The sequence below is a fragment of the Adonisia turfae CCMR0081 genome (assembly GCF_011009555.1).
Taxonomy (GTDB): Bacteria; Cyanobacteriota; Cyanobacteriia; order Phormidesmidales; family Phormidesmidaceae; genus Leptothoe; species Leptothoe turfae.
On sequence record NZ_QXHD01000004.1, the window covers coordinates 2,875,834 to 2,893,359 of the forward strand.

The following is a 17,526-nucleotide window of genomic DNA, read 5'->3' on the forward strand; positions in this document are numbered from 1 at the left end:
TTCCCGTATATTTTAGGATCTATGGAAATGAACGATAGGGTGGGCAACGGGAATGATTTCCATTACCTTAAAGCTGTTTGCGGTATATCAGGATGTTTTGGGGTGTCCTGAAATGACAATGGAGTTGCCTGAGGGGATAACGGTTAGGGAATTGTGCGATCGCATCTGCAATCAATACCCGGATCTAAAAAAATGGCAAGGCCTCACGCGTTTTGCCATTAACCTCAAGTTTGTTGAAGCCGATACTCCCCTCAGCAATGGTGATGAAGTTGTTTTAATTCCACCTGTTAGTGGGGGGTAGTAATGTGAAACAGACGTTGCATGCAACGTCTGTATATTCCAAAGCTAATAGTTACTCGGTAGCGTGTTTTTGCAGGATTTCAAGGGAAACTATTTGTAAGGCAGCTTCATGGGTTGCGGCTAACACCACTTTGGGGGCCACACCGGCATCATGGGCTTCTTTCCAGCGGCTAGCACACAGGCACCAGCGATCGCCGGGTTTGAGGCCAGGAAATTTGTACATGGGCATGGGTGTACTCAGATCATTACCCTGAGCCTTGGTGTAAGTTAAAAACTCTTCTGTGACTTCAGCGCAGACGACATGAGCGCCTAAATCATTCGGTCCTGTATTACAAGTACCGTCACGATAAAATCCTGTCATTGGACTGGTGCAACATATTTGTAGATTGTCACCCAGAACGTTTTTTATAATCGCCATAGCCTTAGATCTAAATTTCAGCAACAGCTCGCTCAACGAGCCGACGAGTGAGGGTCTGAACACCCGTGTGCTCATAATAGTTGATGGAAATATCTAGAAAGGCACCAAAGTAGTCCATTTTGTCGTCAGCTATATCCACAAATGTTTTGAGATTAGCTGCTACGCTTTGGGGTGTAATGCCTTTAGATTCAACAAAATTGCCCATCCAACCTTTGACTGACTCAAAGCTAGCGCCAATAAATGTGAGCTGGTCAGCTGTTTTAGCGCCAGGCACCGCTTCCTTAATGGCTTTGAACGCTGGATTGTTATCCAAGTCTTTAGGGGTGAGATTTCCTAAAACAGTTTCGGTTTGCTTAATAAAGTTAGGACCCAGGGGAACAAGACCGTCAAAACATACCAGTGCGGCCATCCGGATCAACGACTCACCGCCATAATCTCCCAGTGCTTTAATAAAATCACCCACGCTGTCGCCAGGGATGCCATTGATTTTGCAGAAAGCAACGATTTCAGTCACTAGCTTCATGCACAGATCGATGGTCTGAGCTTTGTCAGCCTTGGGTGTGAGGCGATTGACAATGGACAGAAAGCGGACATTTTCTGTCATTTTATTGGCCAAAGCCGCTTGGCCTAAAGCCCGCCCTGTGGAGTCAATGGTTTGATAGAGCCACATGGCTCTTTGGTATCCTTCAGACTTATCGTTATAGAGCTGAATAGCCCGTGCCCCAATTTGTTCAATTAGAGCCGTGTCACTCTCCCCAGTAACCTGTCGGATAGTATTTTCGAAACCGACAATGTTCTCCCATTCTCCAGGTAGTACCTTATCAAGGGAACGGAGGGCAAAAACCGTGAGATTTTTCTGAGGTAACTCGTTGACTAGCTCATAAATCGACTTGCTCATGTTGATGTCCTTGTATGATGGCGCAGGCGATATTAGTTGACGAGTTTAGCAAGACCATCAAGATCAAACTTTTCTAGCCAAGCTTCCCGATCAGAGGGGGTGAAATCGGTGTCTCGAGAGAGGACTTTTACTTGTAATCGATCAGATACTAGTAGGCTGCTGGCGGTACTGCCAACTTCGACTAAAGGATAGCCTGCAAGGGTGCGATCGCTATTTTGATATTTAAGGGTGGCGCTTGGATTAGAGGCGGTATCTGATACCGATAGCATCGCCAACGTATTGCCATCTTGCTTCAGCTTGGCTTCAGCAAAGCCGTCTTTTTCTTGGGTGTAGACCCGCTCAAATCCATTAGCTGTGGGAAAGAACTTGTTGAACTCACCGCCGTTAATAACAGCTTTCTTGTCAACAGCGACTGCGGGTGTTTGCTCTTCAATTTGCTCCCATTTAGCAGTGTCGCTTGGTAAGGATGCTTTAGATTGGGTGAGCTGACAGCCACCCACAACAAGCAGCCCGATGAGCAAAAGAGCACCGATGGCTACGGAAACTTTACGCAACATGAAGTTTAAAGAGTATGGCTATTTATGGGACAGAACCAGGACCAAAAATACAGATAAACTCTACCGCCATTTATAGAACACCAGAGAGTCGACCAATATTTTGTAAGTATTCGTATCGTTTTAGATGCAATTTTTGACAGCTGGAGGTCCATAATAGGGCGATGATTTAAATCGACGAGCCGTTATGCCCAGGAAACCAAGCGAATTTATTGTCCATCTACTTTTTGATGGCGGCCATCATGAGGAAGTAAGGTTTTCATCGATTCAAGATTTTCAAAAGTGGTATAGCAATGAGCTAATGCCCAAGTCCTCTTCGGACGACTTTATTAAGGTGCCATTGCCAGAGATTAATCCTGGTGAATATATGGTGATTCGTCCCTCTAGACTAGTGGCAATTCGTGTAGAACCACAGTTTAGTTCTAGTGTCGAGCGGTTTTAGGTGGCAGACAGTGATGCTAAGTGGGCGGTGGCTCCGTACGGTTCTGGTCACGACTGTGGTGTGTGCCCCGATGTCGGCAGCGGCAGTGCCGTTAAATTTGGTTAACTGCCATGTCGAGTTTTTACCGGAGCTATGTTTGGGGTACGACGCTCAGTTTGGCCAGGATCGTAGCCGATTACTTCAAGCTGTTGACTATAGCCTGGATTATTTAGAGACAGAGGCTGCAGTGACAGCCTATGAAGAGTATCCAGTGTTAAGTATTACTCGGGAACGGGTACAGCGTAGTTTGGTGCGTTTCCGTGAGTTGGTAGCCACTAGTCATTCAGCACAGCAGCTGCAGCAGTCTGTTCGACGAGAATTTGACTTTTATCGGTCGATTGGGAGTGATGACAATGGTCAGGTGGACTTTACCGGTTACTTTGAGCCCACATACAGGGCCAGTGCAGTGCCCACAGCGGAATATCGCTATCCCTTGTATGGCCGACCTGCGGATCTAGACACCTGGCCATTGCCCCATCCCACCCGCTCTGATTTAGAAGGAATGGATGGCTTACAGGGAGAGAAGGGGCCTTTAGCGGGTCTAGAGTTAGTCTGGCTGCAAGATCGTTTGGAAGCGTTTTTGGTGCAGGTGCAGGGGTCAGCCCGACTACAGTTAACCGATGGCTCAGTCATGTCAGTGGGCTACGCTGGCCGTACGGAGTACCCCTACGTGAGCATTGGCAGGGCTTTGATTGATGATGGCATTGTGGCGGAGTCAGAATTAACTCTGCCGGTGTTGCTTGACTATTTTGAGCAATATCCAGAGGCGCTTGATCGCTACTTGCCCCAGAATGATCGGTTTGTATTTTTCAAGGCGACTGGGGGCTCCCCTCCCATGGGTAATCTGAACGTACCTGTGACGGCAGGTCGTTCTATTGCTACAGACAAGACACTGATGCCGCCGGGGGCTTTGGCTTTGATTAGTTTAAACCTGCCGGTGCCCACCACCACGGATAGCTGGCAGTCCATGGCGATGAATCGCTATGTGCTGGATCAGGATACGGGTGGTGCGATTCGTGGTCCTGGTCGTGTGGATATTTTTGTGGGTACGGGCACTAATGCTGGAGAACAGGCTGGATTGATTAATACGAGTGGGCAGCTATATTACTTGCTGCTGCGTGAGTAGGTGCTGAGTCACTGAAAATAGGTGTGGGAACGTGAATGGAGAGGTTGCGATCGCAAATTTGTTGACGCAAATCATCGTCGTTGAAACTGCCAATAAAACAAGTATTCTGAGCCTTGCGATACTCAATCAGCTGAATCAGACGCCTTTGATTGTCTCGATCTAGATGATTGATGGGCGCATCAATCACAATCACGCTGTAATCGATGGCAAAGGTACGAGCCAGATTAACTTGATGTAGTTCAGCTAAGGTCAGGTGCTTAGGTGCTTGGTGCCACAGCCGTCGAGGTAAACCCACCCAATCTAAAACATGTCGACTTTGTCCTTCGGCTTGAACGCGGGAAAGTCCGAGGTTAAGGAATGGCTTGGAGACACAATCCATCACGATGGATTGTGTCCGTAGTGTTTCGCTGCACCCTAGATGGCCGATAGTGCGGGCTTGAATTTCGCCCGTTTGCCGCTGAGATAGTTGGGATAGGTTTAACCATTGTCTCTGGTGATCAACCCAAATGGCCCCAGCATCAATGCGAAAATGACCACTCAGCGTATCGAGTAATAATCTGTTGGCGGACGGTACGTAACTATGTAAGTGAACACATTCTCCGCCTCTGAGGGTGAATGAGATATCCTCTAGGCCTGGAAAGTGTTGTTTAATGGTTTGATCGGCGCTTTTGTAAAGTCTTTCTACCTGTAGCTTGATATTGTTATAGCGAATCTCAAAAGGAGTTTCCATAGGGCTTGGGTGTTTTGAGGGGTGGAAGTTTTGAAATTGTTTAAATTGTTAAATATCGCCCTAGTAAATACTGGGCGAGAGCTTTGTCTCAACCAAGTTTGACTTTGGCGTTAGCTGACAAGCCTGTGCCAAAGCTAAATTTGGCAAAAGCAAAATTGAGACGCTGATTTTAAATGGGGATAACGTTTGACTATGAAAAAACTTGTGAGCTAGGTCGTAAACCTAGAACTCTATTAGCGGTCTATCCAAGAAAGCTGCCAATAATCTCGATGCAGATAGACCTCTACTGGTAGTTAATGTGTAGCACCTGTCTAAGTAGAATACCTAAAAAGTTTGGATTTCAGGGTCAAGCTATGGCGATCTTCTTAAAGCCTTCAAATAAGGTATCCGGACTTCTGTCGTTGTTTTAGGACTTCTGTCGTTGTTTTGATGGATTGGGCCATCGATTTAGGTCAACCCATGTGATTAAGCTGCAGCGGTGATAGTTCACAATGGAGGAACTGGAAATATTGATGTTTCCTTCTATCCTTAGATGTCAGGGATTATGACCTACCCACTCCAACGTTTGTTGACCTACGGTCGTCGCTATCGCCGACGAATTTGGCTGGCCAGTTCAGCCTCAGTTCTCAATAAACTATTTGATTTGGCCCCGCCAGTACTCATTGGTCTAGCGGTGGATGTGGTGGTTAAACAGCAGGATTCACTCATTGCCAACTGGGGTGTGGCGAGCATTCGCGGGCAGTTTGTATGGCTGTCAGTACTAACGGTGATTGTTTGGGCTTTAGAATCAGCGTTTGAATATGCCTATAACTGGCTGTGGCGCAACTTGGCCCAATCGATTCAGCATGATCTGCGGTTAGATGCCTATACCCACCTTCAGTCCTTGGAACTGGCCTTTTTTGAGGAGCGCAGCTCGGGTGGCTTGATGTCTATTCTCAATGACGACATCAATCAGCTGGAGCGATTTTTGGATCGCGGGGCAAACGAAGTCCTGCAGGTGGTGACCACTGTGCTACTGATTGGTGGAGCCTTTTTTGTTATGGCTCCTAAGGTAGCGTGGCTGGCGATGTTGCCCATGCCGTTTATTGTGTGGGGTGCGATCGCATTCCAAAAATATCTGGCCCCCCGCTACGCTGAGGTACGAGAGCGTGTAGGTTTATTGAATGGTCGTCTGGCCAATAACCTAACAGGCATTGCCACTATTAAAAGCTACACAGCTGAGGCCTATGAAAATCAGCGGGTAGCAGCAGATAGCGAAGCCTATCGTCAGAGTAATCGTGGAGCGATCGCACTCAGTTCTGCATTTATTCCCCTGATCCGTATTCTGATTTTGATCGGATTTACGGCCACCCTGCTATATGGAGGTTTAGAAGCAGTGGCTGGCAACCTGGCTGTGGGTACCTATAGTGTGTTGGTATTTCTGACGCAGCGGTTGCTGTGGCCTTTGACTCGTTTAGGCGAAACCCTGGATCAGTATCGGCGTGCCATGGCCTCCATCGAGCGGGTGATGGATTTGCTGGATACGCCTGTGGCTATTCGCCCTGGGGATTATCGGTTGCCCGTTAGTAATGTGCGTGGCGATATTGCATTTAAGGATGTGACTTTTGCTTATCATGATCGCCTGCCGGTGGTAGAACACCTAACTCTGAAAGTGCCTGCCGGTAAAACAACGGCGATTGTCGGTGCGACGGGTTCCGGAAAGAGTACCCTAGTCAAACTTTTGCTGCGCTTTTATGAAATCAGCAATGGGCAGATCATCCTTGATGGTCACGATTTGCGGCAGCTACATCTAGATGATTTACGTCGAGCCATTGGTTTAGTCAGTCAAGATGTGTTTTTATTCCATGGAACGGTGGCTGAGAATATTGCCTATGGCAGCTTTAGCGCAACGTCCGCTGAGATTGAGAAAGCGGCCAAACTAGCTGAAGCCAATGATTTCATTGAGCAGTTGCCCCAAGGGTATGACACCATCGTCGGTGAGCGCGGCCAGAAACTCTCAGGCGGTCAGCGTCAGCGGTTGGCCATTGCCCGTGCGTTGCTAAAAGACCCACCGATTTTAATTTTGGATGAGGCCACATCGGCGGTGGATAACGAAACTGAGGCGGCCATTCAGCGTTCGCTAGAAAAGATCACGTGCGATCGCACCACCATTGCCATTGCCCATCGGTTATCAACGGTACGAAATGCCCACTGTATCTATGTCATGGATCGAGGACAGTTAGCAGAATGGGGAACCCATGAGGAACTCCTAGCTCGTTCTGGCATCTATGCCAATCTATGGCGCGTTCAAATGGGTGAGCGCGTACCGATGTAACGAATAGCACCGCCCTAATTTACCTGATTTCAGTATGTGTAGGCCCAATGTACATCTGAATCTTTAATTTATAGACTTCCATAAGCCACCTAGAAATTCCGGGCTTGGCTATGCCACTTTGGATAGTGGATTAACGCTAATCGTTCTGTACGCTTGCGTCATCAGTGTTTTCCCCAAACTATCCATGGAACGAAATAGGACTCAATCTAAAGCGGTCACTCGTCGTCCAATGCAACCTCAGCAACGACCCCTTTATTGGTTACCTACAGCATCAGGTATGTTAGCGCTAACCGTTGGGGTCCAAGGCACTGCCAATGCCCTGGGAGAATGGCCAGGGTTTTTAGGGCAGTCCAACACACCGATCAACGAGTTGGGAGAGACAGACAATACCGCTACAGCTGTCGATACAAATGGGACCTCCTCTGTAGAACCTGCTCTGCTCAGGCCAAGGTTTTCTCAAGCGAGTCCACAGGCTCAGCAAGTCCGTCAGGCTGAGGCCCCACCTTCTTTCCCAAAACCTATTACAAATTTGGAAGACTACCGTCGAGATTTGCATCGTCGTTCGAATGCCGTCGAATCTCAGTTATTAGGTTTGCAGCAACTGTTATCCATCCAGGCCTATGGCACAAGTTTTGCTGATCGACTTTTGGTCGAAGATGACGCCTATCAAACTAAAATGCGTCAACTGAAGAGTTTAGAGGCGGAACTACTCCAAGCCGCTATTGCCCAAGCAGATACAGCCACATTCAACCAAATTTATGTGCGTTTGTATAACACTGATCGAGAGCTACGACGGATCGCTCAGATGCAGTTACAGCGCCATATTGAACAAGCTCAGACCAATTCAACCCTGGGGTTATGGCAAGAGCCGATGTATGTTCAATCACTGCGATGGTTGATGGAACATACCCATGAGCGTCATCAACTCCAAGCGCGTCAGCAAACCTTTACTGCCACTATGGTTCAACGGACGCAAATGAGTGCTGAATCTTTTGAAATTCAATCTTAAGACAGGCATCCATGACCACTTGCCAGCCATGATCAATGGCTTGTTGGGCAACACCTACATCATAGATATCTAGCTGGGTCCACAAACATTTCACCTCAGACATTGTCTTGAGTGTCAGGAGTTGTTCCATAAGGTCAGGGAGAAACTCACTACGGCGAAAGACATTCACGATGTCAATGGGGCCAGGAACATCGGCTAGGTGAGCATAGCAACGATGGCCGTCAATCTCTTTAACGGCAGGGTGAATGGGATAGACAACGTAGCCTCGCTGGCGCATGTATTGAGCCACTTGATAGCTGGGGCGTTGGGGTTTAGGAGAGTGACCCACAACAGCGATATACTTCGTTTTGGCCAGAACATGCTTAATGACAGTTGGATCTTTATACAGGGTGTTCATGGCTTGTGACTGTTAATGGATATCGCGAGCTCATGCAAATTGTTTCTCACTATCTACTATTTGACACGGCTGACACTATTGATATCCTAAACATTACTTCAGCGATTCAACAGCAAGTGACCGTCGCTAAGGTGAGTCAGGGCCATGTGGTTATTTTTTCTTGTCACACTACGACAGCCTTAACTGTCAATGAACATGAAGAACGGCTATTGGTGGATATCAAAACCTATTTGCGTAACCTTGCTCCGCCGCAGGATCGCTACCTACACAATGACCTGCATTTACGAGATGTGCCCTCTGATGAGCCCATTAATGCGCACTCCCACCTGATGGCGATGACCCTGGGCAATAGCGAAACGGTGCCAATTGTGAATGGTCAACTGGCTTTAGGGACCTATCAATCGGTGATGTTGGTGGATTTGGATGGCCCTAGACAGGGACGGAAGGTCTTAATCCAAGTTTGTGGTTCTTAGGGATCTCTTCGAAAAATCCCCGTTTTGTAGAGACGTTCCATGGAACGTCTCTACAAAACGGACGAGGTTAATGAGGGATTAGGGGATACGAGGATCTTCCTTGTCCGAATGCAGGGTTTGACCAGGGGTGAGATACATAAACTTTGACCCATTAGGTGCGCCAGGCTTATGCCAGATTCCCTTAGGCACTACAAATGTTGAACCAGCTGAGGCAACAACGTGTTGCGGCGTTTCTCCATCCAGCAGCGTCATTTCAAATTCCCCTTCAAGGATGTAGAACCATTCATCCGTGTCTGGATGCATTTCCCAGACCGGTGAAATGCCGGTGATGCTACATGCGCCCACATGGTTGCCGTTAAAGGGTACAACGTCGACAAAAGATCCCTCAGAGTGGGCAGTGAGTTCTGCGTAGACGTTTTTGATTTCCATATTGGGTGGGGAATAGGGAGCGGATGTTTAAGGGGAAAGCATTTGGCTGATGGCTGCTTTTACCCCAAGATTGGAGCGTGACAAATCAGTGATAACACATCAAAATAGTTTGTGTGTACTATTTGGGGTGGTCAGATTGTGGGAGTTTCTCCGGCTATGGTTTAAGTCTCATTTTTGGGTGAGTCTTTGAGCAAGCCTTTGAGTTGCATATGGCTGAGTAGCCAGCTAGTCATGGTGGCTCGCCGGGTTAGGCGGGGGACTAGCTGATCAATGCTATAGCCTTTGAAGCCTAGATAGGTTTTAAGTAATTGCTTATTGGATTTAGGAATTGAGCGGGTGAGTTGCACCGTTGCAGGGCGACTCTCGATAAAGTTGGGCGGTTCAGGAAACTTTTCTTGCAGGGGTTCGATGACGTTACTGGCGTCCCACTCCTTGGTAGCCTCGTCATAGCGATAGCCCAAATAGTGCCAAACTAAGCGATTAACGATATCGTCCTCAAGTTCTTCGTTAAGAATGGCCCAGAGGGTGGTTTCGGTTAGAGGGGGTAACTCGGTCATGACAGGTAGCAATGCAATAGAGCATTAGGATAGCAATCTGTTGACCGGTAAAATTAGCTGGTTTGGTCTAGCAAGCGGTTCCAGCGTTTTGGAAGAACGACTGATCTTAGACGATTTTAATCGGGATGCGGTTAATCAATCATTGGCAATATTGCCGATGCCTGAAACGCCCTCATTTTTAAAGGCTGTACGGCCCAGGTTTGATGTCCATGTATTTGGGCAGGTGGTATCGACGAATGCAACCCTATGGGCGATGGCTGGTGCTCAGGCAGGAACGGTTGCGATCGCACACACCCAAACCGCTGGTAAAGGTCAGCGAGGCAAACAATGGGAGTCTTCATTAGGCGGCGTCTATCTATCGGTGATGTTAGAGCCCGACTGGCCTGCTGACCGAGCGGCCCAACTTACCCTCTGTAGTGCATGGGGCATTGTCAGCCAATTTAGATGGTTAGGCATTCCGGCGCAAATCAAGTGGCCCAACGACATTGTGGTGGCTGGTCAAAAGCTGGGGGGGATTTTGAGTGAAAGCAAGCTGGAACGGGGAACTATAGCTCGTGCCGTGATTGGAGTAGGGATTAATGTCTACAATCCAGTCCCGGTAACCGGTGTCACTTGGCACAAACTCACTAAAGTCAAGGGTAAAGAGGCTGTTGCCAGCTTGAGTGAGGTGGCTGCGGCTGTGCTGCTAGGTATCTGGCGAGGTGTTTTTTATAGGAATCATACAGATGGCAAAAGTTTCACGGATGCTTATCAAAGTCTGCTGACCAATCTAAATATGCCTGTAGTTCTGGAAGGAAAGACGTTAAGGGTAGTTGGTGTTACGGAAGCGGGACACTTAACTTTAAAGTCTTCGTCACAGGTCTCAAGGGACGTTAATCAGACAGTTGATCAACTGGTCTACATCAAACCCGGTGAGCTGTCCCTCGGATACTCCCACACTGATATTGAATAGCAAGCACCCGTATTGGGTGGCGTGACTTCGATTCAGTTTCCTAATAACTTCATTTATTTTGTTCTTCTTACACTAAATTCCTTAATCACTAATCTAAATCGTCACTCGAACTATTTATTTATCTTCCTATGGCTGATTTTTGCCCATCTCCTTCGGCATCGTCTAATTCTGATGCGTCCAATACTAGCTCCAGTAACGTTACGCCTAAGATAATTGTTGCTAACAAGCAGCCTGGACAGTTGTGGAAAAAAATCGGCATAGTCGGTTCCGTGGCTGTGATGGGTAGTCAGCCAGTACTGGCTCAAATTGATATGCCTGCGGGTGAGATGGATGCGCCATCTGTTACCGCTGAAGCAACTCCTTTTATTGCTGCTACGCCAGATGCACCGGAAGTGTCTACTTTAGTAGCGCCGCCGCTTGTAGTGTCTCCAGAGGCGGCTCCTCCTGAATTTTCCCCCGCTCCTCAGCCCGTGCCATCTAGTGCGATAGACGCGATTACATCCCAGGTAGACATTGAGATTACTGCCCCCGTCCCTGAACTGGCCTTGGAGCCAGAATTGCTTGAATCGGAGCCTGCAGTCGAATTAGAAGACGGAAAAACTGCTGATGCTGACGCTACGGTGGCAGGAGCAGAAGAGGCGACTGACACTGACGCTACGGTGGCAGAGGCAGAAGATGTAACAACGGCAGAAGAGACGACTGACGCTAACGCTACGGTGGCAGAAGAAGCAGAGGATGCGACTGACGCTGACGCTACGGTGACGGCAGGCGAGACAATATCTGATGGGGAAAATGTGATCCCTGCCGTGGAAATCGTTACCCCCAGTGACGTTGTCCCTGGAGCCATACCTACGGTAGAAGACTTAGCATCTGAATTTGGGGGTGTCTTCGTTGATCCAACTGAGTACAGCGAAGGGGAGACTCTGGATTCAAATGCGCCTGATGTCGTTGTTTCAGAACGATCGACGGGATGTGAGTATACGGTTGATGCTGAAACTCTCAGTGGCTGTGGCGCTGGCGAAGATACTGCAACGGTTGCTAGTGGGCCTGGAACCACTATTCCCGAAGCTGCCATCAATATCGGCCCGGTGAGTATTAGCCGCTCGGGCGTCCGCTTCTCTGGTGGTGCTACCACTGTGGCAGGGCGTGAGTTTTACAACACGGTTGCAAAGCCACTGGTTGAACTACAGGCGGGTGAATCCTTTATCTTTCCCCTGGCGGCTCCATCTCCCATTACATCGTTGTTTGGCTGGCGTTGGCACCCTATCCACCATACCTATCGCTTCCACAGTGGAACAGACCTCGGAGCTCCTCAAGGCACGCCCATTCTAGCCACTCAATCGGGTCAGGTTTCTGTGGCTGATTATTTAGGAGGGTACGGTCTGACGGTGATTTTGCGGCACAATGACAACACCTTAGAAAGCCGCTATGCACACATGTCTCATATGCTCGTGCAGCCAGGTGAGTGGGTAGAGCAGGGAGAAGTTATTGGACTGGTCGGTTCCACAGGGGATTCCACCGGACCACACTTGCACTTTGAGCTACGTCAGTTGACCCGTGAGGGATGGTCGGCGATTAACCCTGACGATGTATTGAGATATGCGTTGGCTAACCTCAACAACCGCATGGATGGTCGGCCACTACAGGCGCTCAACATTATTCCTTCAGCTCAGGCAGCTGCAGTTCAGGCGGCTTTGCCCAAGGGCGTCAAAACCGAAACGATGGTGAAGGATGCGCCCCACTTCCGCCCAGCTCAACCCCATGCCCAGTAAAGAGCCCGGCAACAATAGGGATGTTTTATTTACCTATCGCCGCACTATTCGTTTCCATGAAACGGATGCAGCTGGTGTGGTGTACTTTGCCAATATTTTGACCCTTTGCCACGAAGCCTATGAAGCGGCTCTAGCTGATGCGGGCATCAATACTCGAGAGTTTTTCGGGGGAATGGCCTTAGCAGTACCGGTGGTCCATGCCTCTGTGGACTTTCGGCGACCGCTGCACTGTGGTGATGAGGTTGAGATCGCGCTCACACCTCACCGCTTAAACGAAACCACCTTTGAAATTCGCTACTGCCTCAAGGGTGCCGCTGAGAAAACCGTAGCTACCGCCCTTACTCGCCATGTCTGTATTGACAGCACGAGTCGCCAGCGTCATCCCCTGAGCCCCGAACTGGAGCAATGGATGCAGTCAGCCACTCCATCACTACCGAACGATTAACTTTGCCTTGGGCATTGCGGGGCAGCTGTGCAACCCAGTGCCAATGCTTGGGATGTTTGTAGGCGCTGAGCACAGGTTTTAGAGCTGCCTTGAGCTTTTGTGGAGTGGTTTGACTATGGGGTGCTGGGACGCATAATGCTGCCACTGCCTGGCCCCATACCGGGTCGGGCAAACCCACGACGCATATATCCTGTACTAACCCCGTTGCCAATATGGCGGCTTCCACCTCTACAGGAAAGACATTTTCACCACCAGTAATAATTTTCTGACTGTGGCGTCCGACGATGTGTAGGTGGCCTTGCTGATCGATATAGCCAAGATCGTCTGGATAAAACCAACTTTGGTGTGGCGACAACGGTATTGCGGGCCAATAACCCAAGCCCAAAGAGGCTGTCCTTAAAGCTATTCGACCCATGGTGCCTACGGGCTGAGGTTGAAATGATTTCAGTTCGTGGACGGCTAGGGTGACATGGGGCAGGGGTGAGCCGTTACTGCGTACCCCCTGTTGAAAGTCTGTAGGCAATAAGGTGGCTACCTGGGCCGCTGTTTCACTCATGCCATAGGTAAGGGCGATGGGTAACTGAGCTGTTTGTGCAAGTAAAGTAGGCCAAGCGGGAGCCCCGCCTAGCAAAATGGCTCGGAACTGGGAAAGCCAGAGCAGGGTGTTGCCGTTCTTTATCAACCTCTGTAGTTGGGTGGGCACAAGGGAGATAAACCAGGTCTGATTGGGTTGAACTAATCGCTGATCTGCGTCTAAGTCTTTGAATGGCTGGATGATGAGTTGACCGCCGGACAACCATACGCGTATTGCCTGCATGAGACCGCTGACATGGTACAGCGGTAAAACGCAATAACTATTGACCGGTGTTTGGTCAAAATGGGTTAAAAATCCCTGGGCTGCTGTACTGAGAGTTGCCCAGGTATGGATAACAAATTTGATTTTTCCAGACGTTCCTCCGGTGGCAATGAGGATCTGTCCTGGCTCTGGTTGCTGGTTCGATAAATTAAAAGATACAGGAGGAGGTTGGCCAAGAATTACATCGGGTTTTAGCTGTGCTGCCACCTGCTGCCATTCCTGTTGCTGCCAGTTAGGATTTGCCAGCACTAGAGCAGCTTTAGCCAGCAGCCCGCTCCAAAGATATGCCAAGAACTGTGTCGGTTCAGCCTCATTGATCAACACCACAGCATCCGTTGGAATTTGCCGAATGCGATCGCACCAGGGTTCGTTTAGGGTATTCCAAATATCCCAGGGGCTAGGGCACTCATAACGGGGTGCTCCTAGGTTTCCATTGTTCATTGTTGTCCCTATGTCTGGTAAGTGTTGTCTATTTGCCGGGACTATCCCAATCTTTGCCATAGCTGCTGCCAATTGGTCTGGCTGAGACCATCATTGGTAAACCACTGTTCGGTACCCAACCCCAAGGCTCGGTGGGGAATATCAGGGTAAGCCATGGCCAAGTCGATGGCTAGTCGAATCAAGGCCTGACGACCAACGGCGGTTTCAAATACCGATGAAATCACCAGATCGATCGGATACTTGTGATAGAAATGCTGTAATCGTTGGGGTGAACCCATGATGGCTGCTTTGATCACATAGATGCCATCCCAGCCTTGGTGAAAGTGAGCCTTAAGTTGCTCTAAGCTGGCAATGGATTCATCTAAGGCAATGGGGGTTTGATAGCGATAGCTGAGTCGCATCAGAGTATCAAAGTCTTTAGGGGGCAGGGGTTGTTCTAAAAATTCGATGCGTTGGTTATTGCGATCGCACCAATCTAACCACTGTCGTGCTGCCAATTCATTTAGACCCCCATTAGCGTCTAAACGCAGTTTGGCCCCTAATGGCAGCTGACCCAGCAGCTGATCGAGCCAATCTATTTCTTCAGCCACTGAGCCCACACCAATCTTGTACTTAAAGACGCGGTAGCCCTGTCGCCATAGCGTTTGCCACTGTGCTAGCGAAGCTTGACCCCTAGCCAATAGAACCCCACATTGAGCATTGGGTAAGTCGATTGGGCGTAGTTTGCGCTCTAAGCTAGCAAAGACTGACTCCAGACCAAACTGACAGGCAGGTAGTGTGGGCAATAAAGAAGGCACCCTATGGTCCGATAATTGAGTCGGCAGTTGCTGGCAGAAATCTAAAGCCTGCTCAAAGGTTTCAGAGCCAAACCAGGGGAGCGGTGCCACCTCACCAAATCCACTGCGCCCATCTTCATCGGTCAGTTTAAGAATGAGTCCCTGACGTACTTGCCATTCCCCATGGTGGGTGCGTACCGGCTGTCGAAACCGACGATTATAGGGACGAAACTCAAACCGGTAGGACATGGTGATAGGTACTGAGTCAATTCAATCGGGAGCCGCTTGACTAGCGTAATTTAAGGGTGATCGGCAGCAACAGTCCCAGGCATACGAGTATTCCACAACAAAACTGGAAACGTATGGCCACGAACTTAGCATTTTGTACCAACTCGGGCTGATTGTGATAGCGCTTCACATGGCGACAAAGTTGAATGGCAAATGGGGCACTGACTAAGGTCAAGATCAGGCTGCTGGGAAACACTTGCAGAAGCATGCCTCCAAGCAAAATCACAAAGATGCTGCCACATAGCCATGGTAAAAGTGTTGCCCCCCCCAGGGTGCCCAGGCGGACAATGGGAGAGCGTTTACCGGCAGCTATATCATCATTGACTTGATGGAAGTGGGAGCAAAATAGCACTAATGTAGTCGTCATGCCAATAACAGCCCCTAATCCCCAACAAGCCAGGGAAAATGTCTGGGCTTGGGAATAGTAAGCCGCGCCTACGCCGAGACCAAAGCTAATAAAACATAAAGGTTCGCCTAATCCTTGATACCCTAACCGGAAAGGAGGTCCCTGGTAGAGATAGCCCAGGGCACAACAAATTAAAATCAGCCCCAGAATGGTCATATCTTGCTGCATGAGAGCAATGGCGCTTACGCCAGTAATCCCTAGGGCCAAACTGAGATTGCCAAGCCAAAAGATTAAAGCTTGGTTTTGGGTCAGGTTTACCAGGGAATGATGTTTATTTTTATCAATGCCAGTGTCGGCGTCGTAAACGTCATTGCTGAGGTTTTCCCAGACTAAAAGCAGTATTGCTGACAGCAAAAAAATGGCCAGGATGCGCCCGTTTAACTGTTCTGTTTCTAGACGCGCCAGTAAGCTACCCACCAAAATGGGAATGATGGCAACGCTGTACATCGGGGGCTTAATGGCGGCAACCCAAAGAGATTTGGGAGCGGCAGGGTTGTCAGAATCTTGAGTGACAGACGCTTGATCAGAGGCTTGACCAACTGTAGGGATGACCATTTGGACGTAATTTCTTTGCAACTATAAAACCCATAGTTAGCATAGCGGTTGGCATGTCAGTCTTATTTCGACCATGAGCGCAAGCGAGTTTCCTGAACATCAGGAAACTGGGAAGAATACACCTGAGGACGGTGACTGGCACCAGGATATGACTTCACGCGCTGTTTTACTGGCACAAGCTCAACAAGGTGACCCAACTGCGATCGCAACCTGGATCAATCAATCTCTTAAAACTCAAAACGTTACTATCCAGGTGCGTCAGAAAGGAGAGTTATATCAAATCCTTGTACCATCCCCATCCCACGGCAATTGACGAAGCTGTCCCTGTCACGCCTCTATTGCAAGAGTGGGCGATTAAAGACTGTGTGCAAACAGCAGAACTCCTGGTAACGGCACCCGATCTGTTGCAAGGGGATGGCAAGAAGAACAAGATCATTCCCATTTCTAAAGAGACCCATGAAATTTTCGAAGGGGTGCTGCTAAGTGACATTTCTATACAAAAAATAGTCAATGACCCAGATGGGCAAGACCAAAAAAGTTTCCGGGTGGTGTGTGTCCAATCCACCTATGACCGGACTAAACATGAACCAGATTCTGAGGCTTATATCCACAAACATATTGTTGGCGAACTTGCAGCTAGACCCATTGCCCTCAACTGGCCTGAAGAACCCTACAGTGAAGCTGAGGCCAGGGTGAGCGCGTTGAATAAAACAGCCAGTGTTTACGCTGTTTTTATTCGCTTGGGGGCTTACATGCTCTTTTCTGTAGTGGGGGTTTTCCTCGCTGTTCTTTTCTGTTCCTGCTATACCTGCTACACCTTGGAAGGAATCTATAAAACAGCATTTGTGTTAGGTCTGATAGAAACCGTTATCTTTTATATTCCGTTTTTAGGTGGGTATCTATACGGCATCATTGCGGAAATCATTGCGGTTGGCCTGACCAGCCTTGTGGTTAAAGAGTTTAATGTTGACTGGCGAGATGGATTTGGCGCTCTAGCGATGGGAGCGGCGGTGATTATTTGTACACGGTTGGTTTTGTCCTTTGTACTCTTTGCGGCCATTGCCTATTTTTTCCTGTTAGGCCTTTAACAAAAAGGGCGTATTACTACGGACGCAAAACTAAGCACTGATCTTAAACCTGGGCTACGGTCACCCCTGTACCACCATCTGCCTGTTCAGCGTTGTCAAAGCTCTGCACCTGGGGATGTCGCTTGAGAAACTCGCGGACACCGCGTTTTAGTTTGCCAGTGCCGTGGCCATGGATGATCCAGATGGGGCCAGTGGATTTGGCAATAAAGTTTTCCAGGTCGGCTTCGGCTTCAGCCACACGCATGCCCCTGAGGTCAATGG

At 48.9% G+C, this 17,526-nt stretch carries 22 protein-coding genes; 11 read left to right on the plus strand and 11 right to left on the minus strand.

Annotated features, from left to right (window positions below; all coding sequences use genetic code 11):
* The first annotated feature begins 52 nt into the window (after positions 1-52).
* Positions 53-301, plus strand: a complete 249-nt coding sequence (locus DXZ20_RS16635) for a MoaD/ThiS family protein (protein WP_163699339.1) — start codon at positions 53-55, stop codon at positions 299-301.
* Between the two features lie 51 nt (positions 302-352).
* Here DXZ20_RS16635 and DXZ20_RS16640 read toward each other — a convergent pair whose 3' ends face one another.
* The 3 genes from DXZ20_RS16640 to DXZ20_RS16650 are packed head-to-tail and all read right to left on the minus strand — an operon-like array spanning position 353 to position 2,173.
* A complete protein-coding gene (locus tag DXZ20_RS16640; protein WP_163660728.1) occupies positions 353-718 on the minus strand; it encodes a DUF2237 family protein in 366 nt (121 codons plus the stop codon).
* A 10-nt stretch (positions 719-728) separates the two neighbouring features.
* Positions 729-1,616, minus strand: a complete 888-nt coding sequence (locus DXZ20_RS16645) for a hypothetical protein (protein ID WP_163660730.1) — start codon at positions 1,614-1,616, stop codon at positions 729-731.
* 32 nt (positions 1,617-1,648) lie between these two features.
* Positions 1,649-2,173: a hypothetical protein gene (locus tag DXZ20_RS16650; protein WP_163660732.1), complete on the minus strand. Its 525-nt coding sequence runs from the start codon at positions 2,171-2,173 to the stop codon at positions 1,649-1,651.
* 184 nt (positions 2,174-2,357) lie between these two features.
* Between DXZ20_RS16650 and DXZ20_RS16655 the strand changes: the two genes are divergently transcribed.
* On the plus strand, positions 2,358-2,612 hold the full coding sequence (locus DXZ20_RS16655) for a hypothetical protein (protein WP_006515131.1): 255 nt from the start codon (positions 2,358-2,360) through the stop codon (positions 2,610-2,612).
* A 13-nt stretch (positions 2,613-2,625) separates the two neighbouring features.
* Positions 2,626-3,777 carry a murein transglycosylase A gene (gene mltA / locus DXZ20_RS16660; protein ID WP_163660734.1) on the plus strand — a complete coding sequence of 384 codons (1,152 nt, stop codon included), beginning with the start codon at positions 2,626-2,628 and terminating at the stop codon, positions 3,775-3,777.
* Here the strand turns inward: mltA and DXZ20_RS16665 are convergent.
* On the minus strand, positions 3,734-4,507 hold the full coding sequence (locus DXZ20_RS16665) for a P-loop NTPase family protein (protein WP_163699341.1): 774 nt from the start codon (positions 4,505-4,507) through the stop codon (positions 3,734-3,736). The two genes, mltA and DXZ20_RS16665, sit on opposite strands and share 44 nt — an antisense overlap.
* 544 nt (positions 4,508-5,051) lie before the next feature.
* On the opposite strand from DXZ20_RS16665, the gene DXZ20_RS16670 reads away from it, so the two are divergent.
* Together DXZ20_RS16670 and DXZ20_RS16675 are read left to right on the plus strand one after the other, a co-directional pair.
* On the plus strand, positions 5,052-6,821 hold the full coding sequence (locus DXZ20_RS16670; protein ID WP_163699343.1) for an ABC transporter ATP-binding protein: 1,770 nt from the start codon (positions 5,052-5,054) through the stop codon (positions 6,819-6,821).
* Positions 6,822-7,005: 184 nt separating this feature from the next.
* Positions 7,006-7,830: a hypothetical protein gene (locus tag DXZ20_RS16675; RefSeq protein ID WP_163699345.1), complete on the plus strand. Its 825-nt coding sequence runs from the start codon at positions 7,006-7,008 to the stop codon at positions 7,828-7,830.
* On the opposite strand, the gene DXZ20_RS16680 is transcribed toward DXZ20_RS16675, so the two are convergent.
* Positions 7,778-8,227 carry a CoA-binding protein gene (locus DXZ20_RS16680; protein WP_163699346.1) on the minus strand — a complete coding sequence of 150 codons (450 nt, stop codon included), beginning with the start codon at positions 8,225-8,227 and terminating at the stop codon, positions 7,778-7,780. The genes DXZ20_RS16675 and DXZ20_RS16680 overlap by 53 nt on opposite strands.
* Positions 8,228-8,259: 32 nt before the next feature.
* On the opposite strand from DXZ20_RS16680, the gene DXZ20_RS16685 reads away from it, so the two are divergent.
* Complete coding sequence (locus DXZ20_RS16685; protein ID WP_163699348.1) at positions 8,260-8,700, plus strand: secondary thiamine-phosphate synthase enzyme YjbQ; 441 nt, start codon at positions 8,260-8,262, stop codon at positions 8,698-8,700.
* A gap of 78 nt (positions 8,701-8,778) precedes the next feature.
* Here the strand turns inward: DXZ20_RS16685 and DXZ20_RS16690 are convergent, their stop codons facing one another.
* Positions 8,779-9,129 carry a cupin domain-containing protein gene (locus DXZ20_RS16690; RefSeq protein WP_163699350.1) on the minus strand — a complete coding sequence of 117 codons (351 nt, stop codon included), beginning with the start codon at positions 9,127-9,129 and terminating at the stop codon, positions 8,779-8,781.
* Positions 9,130-9,290: 161 nt separating this feature from the next.
* Positions 9,291-9,686 carry a DUF1823 family protein gene (locus tag DXZ20_RS16695; RefSeq protein ID WP_163699353.1) on the minus strand — a complete coding sequence of 132 codons (396 nt, stop codon included), beginning with the start codon at positions 9,684-9,686 and terminating at the stop codon, positions 9,291-9,293.
* A 40-nt stretch (positions 9,687-9,726) separates the two neighbouring features.
* Between DXZ20_RS16695 and DXZ20_RS16700 the strand changes: the two genes are divergently transcribed.
* The 3 genes from DXZ20_RS16700 (at position 9,727) to DXZ20_RS16710 (ending at position 12,855) form a co-directional block, all read left to right on the plus strand.
* The gene (locus tag DXZ20_RS16700) at positions 9,727-10,638 is read left to right on the plus strand and encodes a biotin--[acetyl-CoA-carboxylase] ligase (RefSeq protein WP_163699354.1); all 912 of its coding nucleotides are present in this window, start codon (positions 9,727-9,729) and stop codon (positions 10,636-10,638) included.
* 128 nt (positions 10,639-10,766) lie between these two features.
* Complete coding sequence (locus tag DXZ20_RS16705) at positions 10,767-12,410, plus strand: M23 family metallopeptidase (RefSeq protein ID WP_250565794.1); 1,644 nt, start codon at positions 10,767-10,769, stop codon at positions 12,408-12,410.
* The gene (locus tag DXZ20_RS16710; protein ID WP_163699356.1) at positions 12,400-12,855 is read left to right on the plus strand and encodes an acyl-CoA thioesterase; all 456 of its coding nucleotides are present in this window, start codon (positions 12,400-12,402) and stop codon (positions 12,853-12,855) included. The genes DXZ20_RS16705 and DXZ20_RS16710 overlap by 11 nt, the downstream gene beginning before the upstream one ends.
* Here DXZ20_RS16710 and DXZ20_RS16715 read toward each other — a convergent pair.
* From DXZ20_RS16715 to menA, 3 genes are read right to left on the minus strand one after another with little or no spacing between them, the layout of a single operon-like run.
* Positions 12,749-14,152 (minus strand): AMP-binding protein, encoded by a 1,404-nt coding sequence (locus DXZ20_RS16715; RefSeq protein WP_163699358.1) that lies wholly within the window; start codon positions 14,150-14,152, stop codon positions 12,749-12,751. The genes DXZ20_RS16710 and DXZ20_RS16715 overlap by 107 nt on opposite strands.
* Positions 14,153-14,193: 41 nt before the next feature.
* Entirely contained in the window at positions 14,194-15,177 is a 984-nt protein-coding gene (locus DXZ20_RS16720) for an o-succinylbenzoate synthase (protein ID WP_163660755.1), read from the minus strand.
* 40 nt (positions 15,178-15,217) lie between these two features.
* Entirely contained in the window at positions 15,218-16,177 is a 960-nt protein-coding gene (gene menA, locus DXZ20_RS16725) for a 2-carboxy-1,4-naphthoquinone phytyltransferase (protein WP_284681681.1), read from the minus strand.
* Positions 16,178-16,250: 73 nt separating this feature from the next.
* Here menA and DXZ20_RS16730 point away from each other — a divergent pair, with 73 nt between their 5' ends.
* Positions 16,251-16,490 (plus strand): hypothetical protein, encoded by a 240-nt coding sequence (locus tag DXZ20_RS16730; RefSeq protein WP_163699360.1) that lies wholly within the window; start codon positions 16,251-16,253, stop codon positions 16,488-16,490.
* Positions 16,462-17,265 carry a hypothetical protein gene (locus DXZ20_RS16735; protein ID WP_163699361.1) on the plus strand — a complete coding sequence of 268 codons (804 nt, stop codon included), beginning with the start codon at positions 16,462-16,464 and terminating at the stop codon, positions 17,263-17,265. The genes DXZ20_RS16730 and DXZ20_RS16735 overlap by 29 nt, the downstream gene beginning before the upstream one ends.
* Before the next feature lie 43 nt (positions 17,266-17,308).
* Here DXZ20_RS16735 and DXZ20_RS16740 read toward each other — a convergent pair.
* Positions 17,309-17,526 (minus strand): Smr/MutS family protein (locus DXZ20_RS16740; protein WP_163703519.1); only part of this gene is annotated, 218 nt, incomplete at its 5' end.

Bases quoted from the DNA above. Each gene is read 5' to 3' on its own strand.
- DXZ20_RS16635 (WP_163699339.1), top strand. From the start codon at position 53: ATGATTTCCATTACCTTAAAGCTGTTTGCGGTATATCAGGATGTTTTG.
- DXZ20_RS16640 (WP_163660728.1), bottom strand. From the start codon at position 718: ATGGCGATTATAAAAAACGTTCTGGGTGACAATCTACAAATATGTTGC.
- DXZ20_RS16645 (WP_163660730.1), bottom strand. From the start codon at position 1,616: ATGAGCAAGTCGATTTATGAGCTAGTCAACGAGTTACCTCAGAAAAAT.
- DXZ20_RS16650 (WP_163660732.1), bottom strand. From the start codon at position 2,173: ATGTTGCGTAAAGTTTCCGTAGCCATCGGTGCTCTTTTGCTCATCGGG.
- DXZ20_RS16655 (WP_006515131.1), top strand. From the start codon at position 2,358: ATGCCCAGGAAACCAAGCGAATTTATTGTCCATCTACTTTTTGATGGC.
- mltA (WP_163660734.1), top strand. From the start codon at position 2,626: ATGCTAAGTGGGCGGTGGCTCCGTACGGTTCTGGTCACGACTGTGGTG.
- DXZ20_RS16665 (WP_163699341.1), bottom strand. From the start codon at position 4,507: ATGGAAACTCCTTTTGAGATTCGCTATAACAATATCAAGCTACAGGTA.
- DXZ20_RS16670 (WP_163699343.1), top strand. From the start codon at position 5,052: ATGACCTACCCACTCCAACGTTTGTTGACCTACGGTCGTCGCTATCGC.
- DXZ20_RS16675 (WP_163699345.1), top strand. From the start codon at position 7,006: ATGGAACGAAATAGGACTCAATCTAAAGCGGTCACTCGTCGTCCAATG.
- DXZ20_RS16680 (WP_163699346.1), bottom strand. From the start codon at position 8,227: ATGAACACCCTGTATAAAGATCCAACTGTCATTAAGCATGTTCTGGCC.
- DXZ20_RS16685 (WP_163699348.1), top strand. From the start codon at position 8,260: ATGCAAATTGTTTCTCACTATCTACTATTTGACACGGCTGACACTATT.
- DXZ20_RS16690 (WP_163699350.1), bottom strand. From the start codon at position 9,129: ATGGAAATCAAAAACGTCTACGCAGAACTCACTGCCCACTCTGAGGGA.
- DXZ20_RS16695 (WP_163699353.1), bottom strand. From the start codon at position 9,686: ATGACCGAGTTACCCCCTCTAACCGAAACCACCCTCTGGGCCATTCTT.
- DXZ20_RS16705 (WP_250565794.1), top strand. From the start codon at position 10,767: ATGGCTGATTTTTGCCCATCTCCTTCGGCATCGTCTAATTCTGATGCG.
- DXZ20_RS16710 (WP_163699356.1), top strand. From the start codon at position 12,400: ATGCCCAGTAAAGAGCCCGGCAACAATAGGGATGTTTTATTTACCTAT.
- DXZ20_RS16715 (WP_163699358.1), bottom strand. From the start codon at position 14,152: ATGAACAATGGAAACCTAGGAGCACCCCGTTATGAGTGCCCTAGCCCC.
- DXZ20_RS16720 (WP_163660755.1), bottom strand. From the start codon at position 15,177: ATGTCCTACCGGTTTGAGTTTCGTCCCTATAATCGTCGGTTTCGACAG.
- menA (WP_284681681.1), bottom strand. From the start codon at position 16,177: ATGGTCATCCCTACAGTTGGTCAAGCCTCTGATCAAGCGTCTGTCACT.
- DXZ20_RS16730 (WP_163699360.1), top strand. From the start codon at position 16,251: ATGAGCGCAAGCGAGTTTCCTGAACATCAGGAAACTGGGAAGAATACA.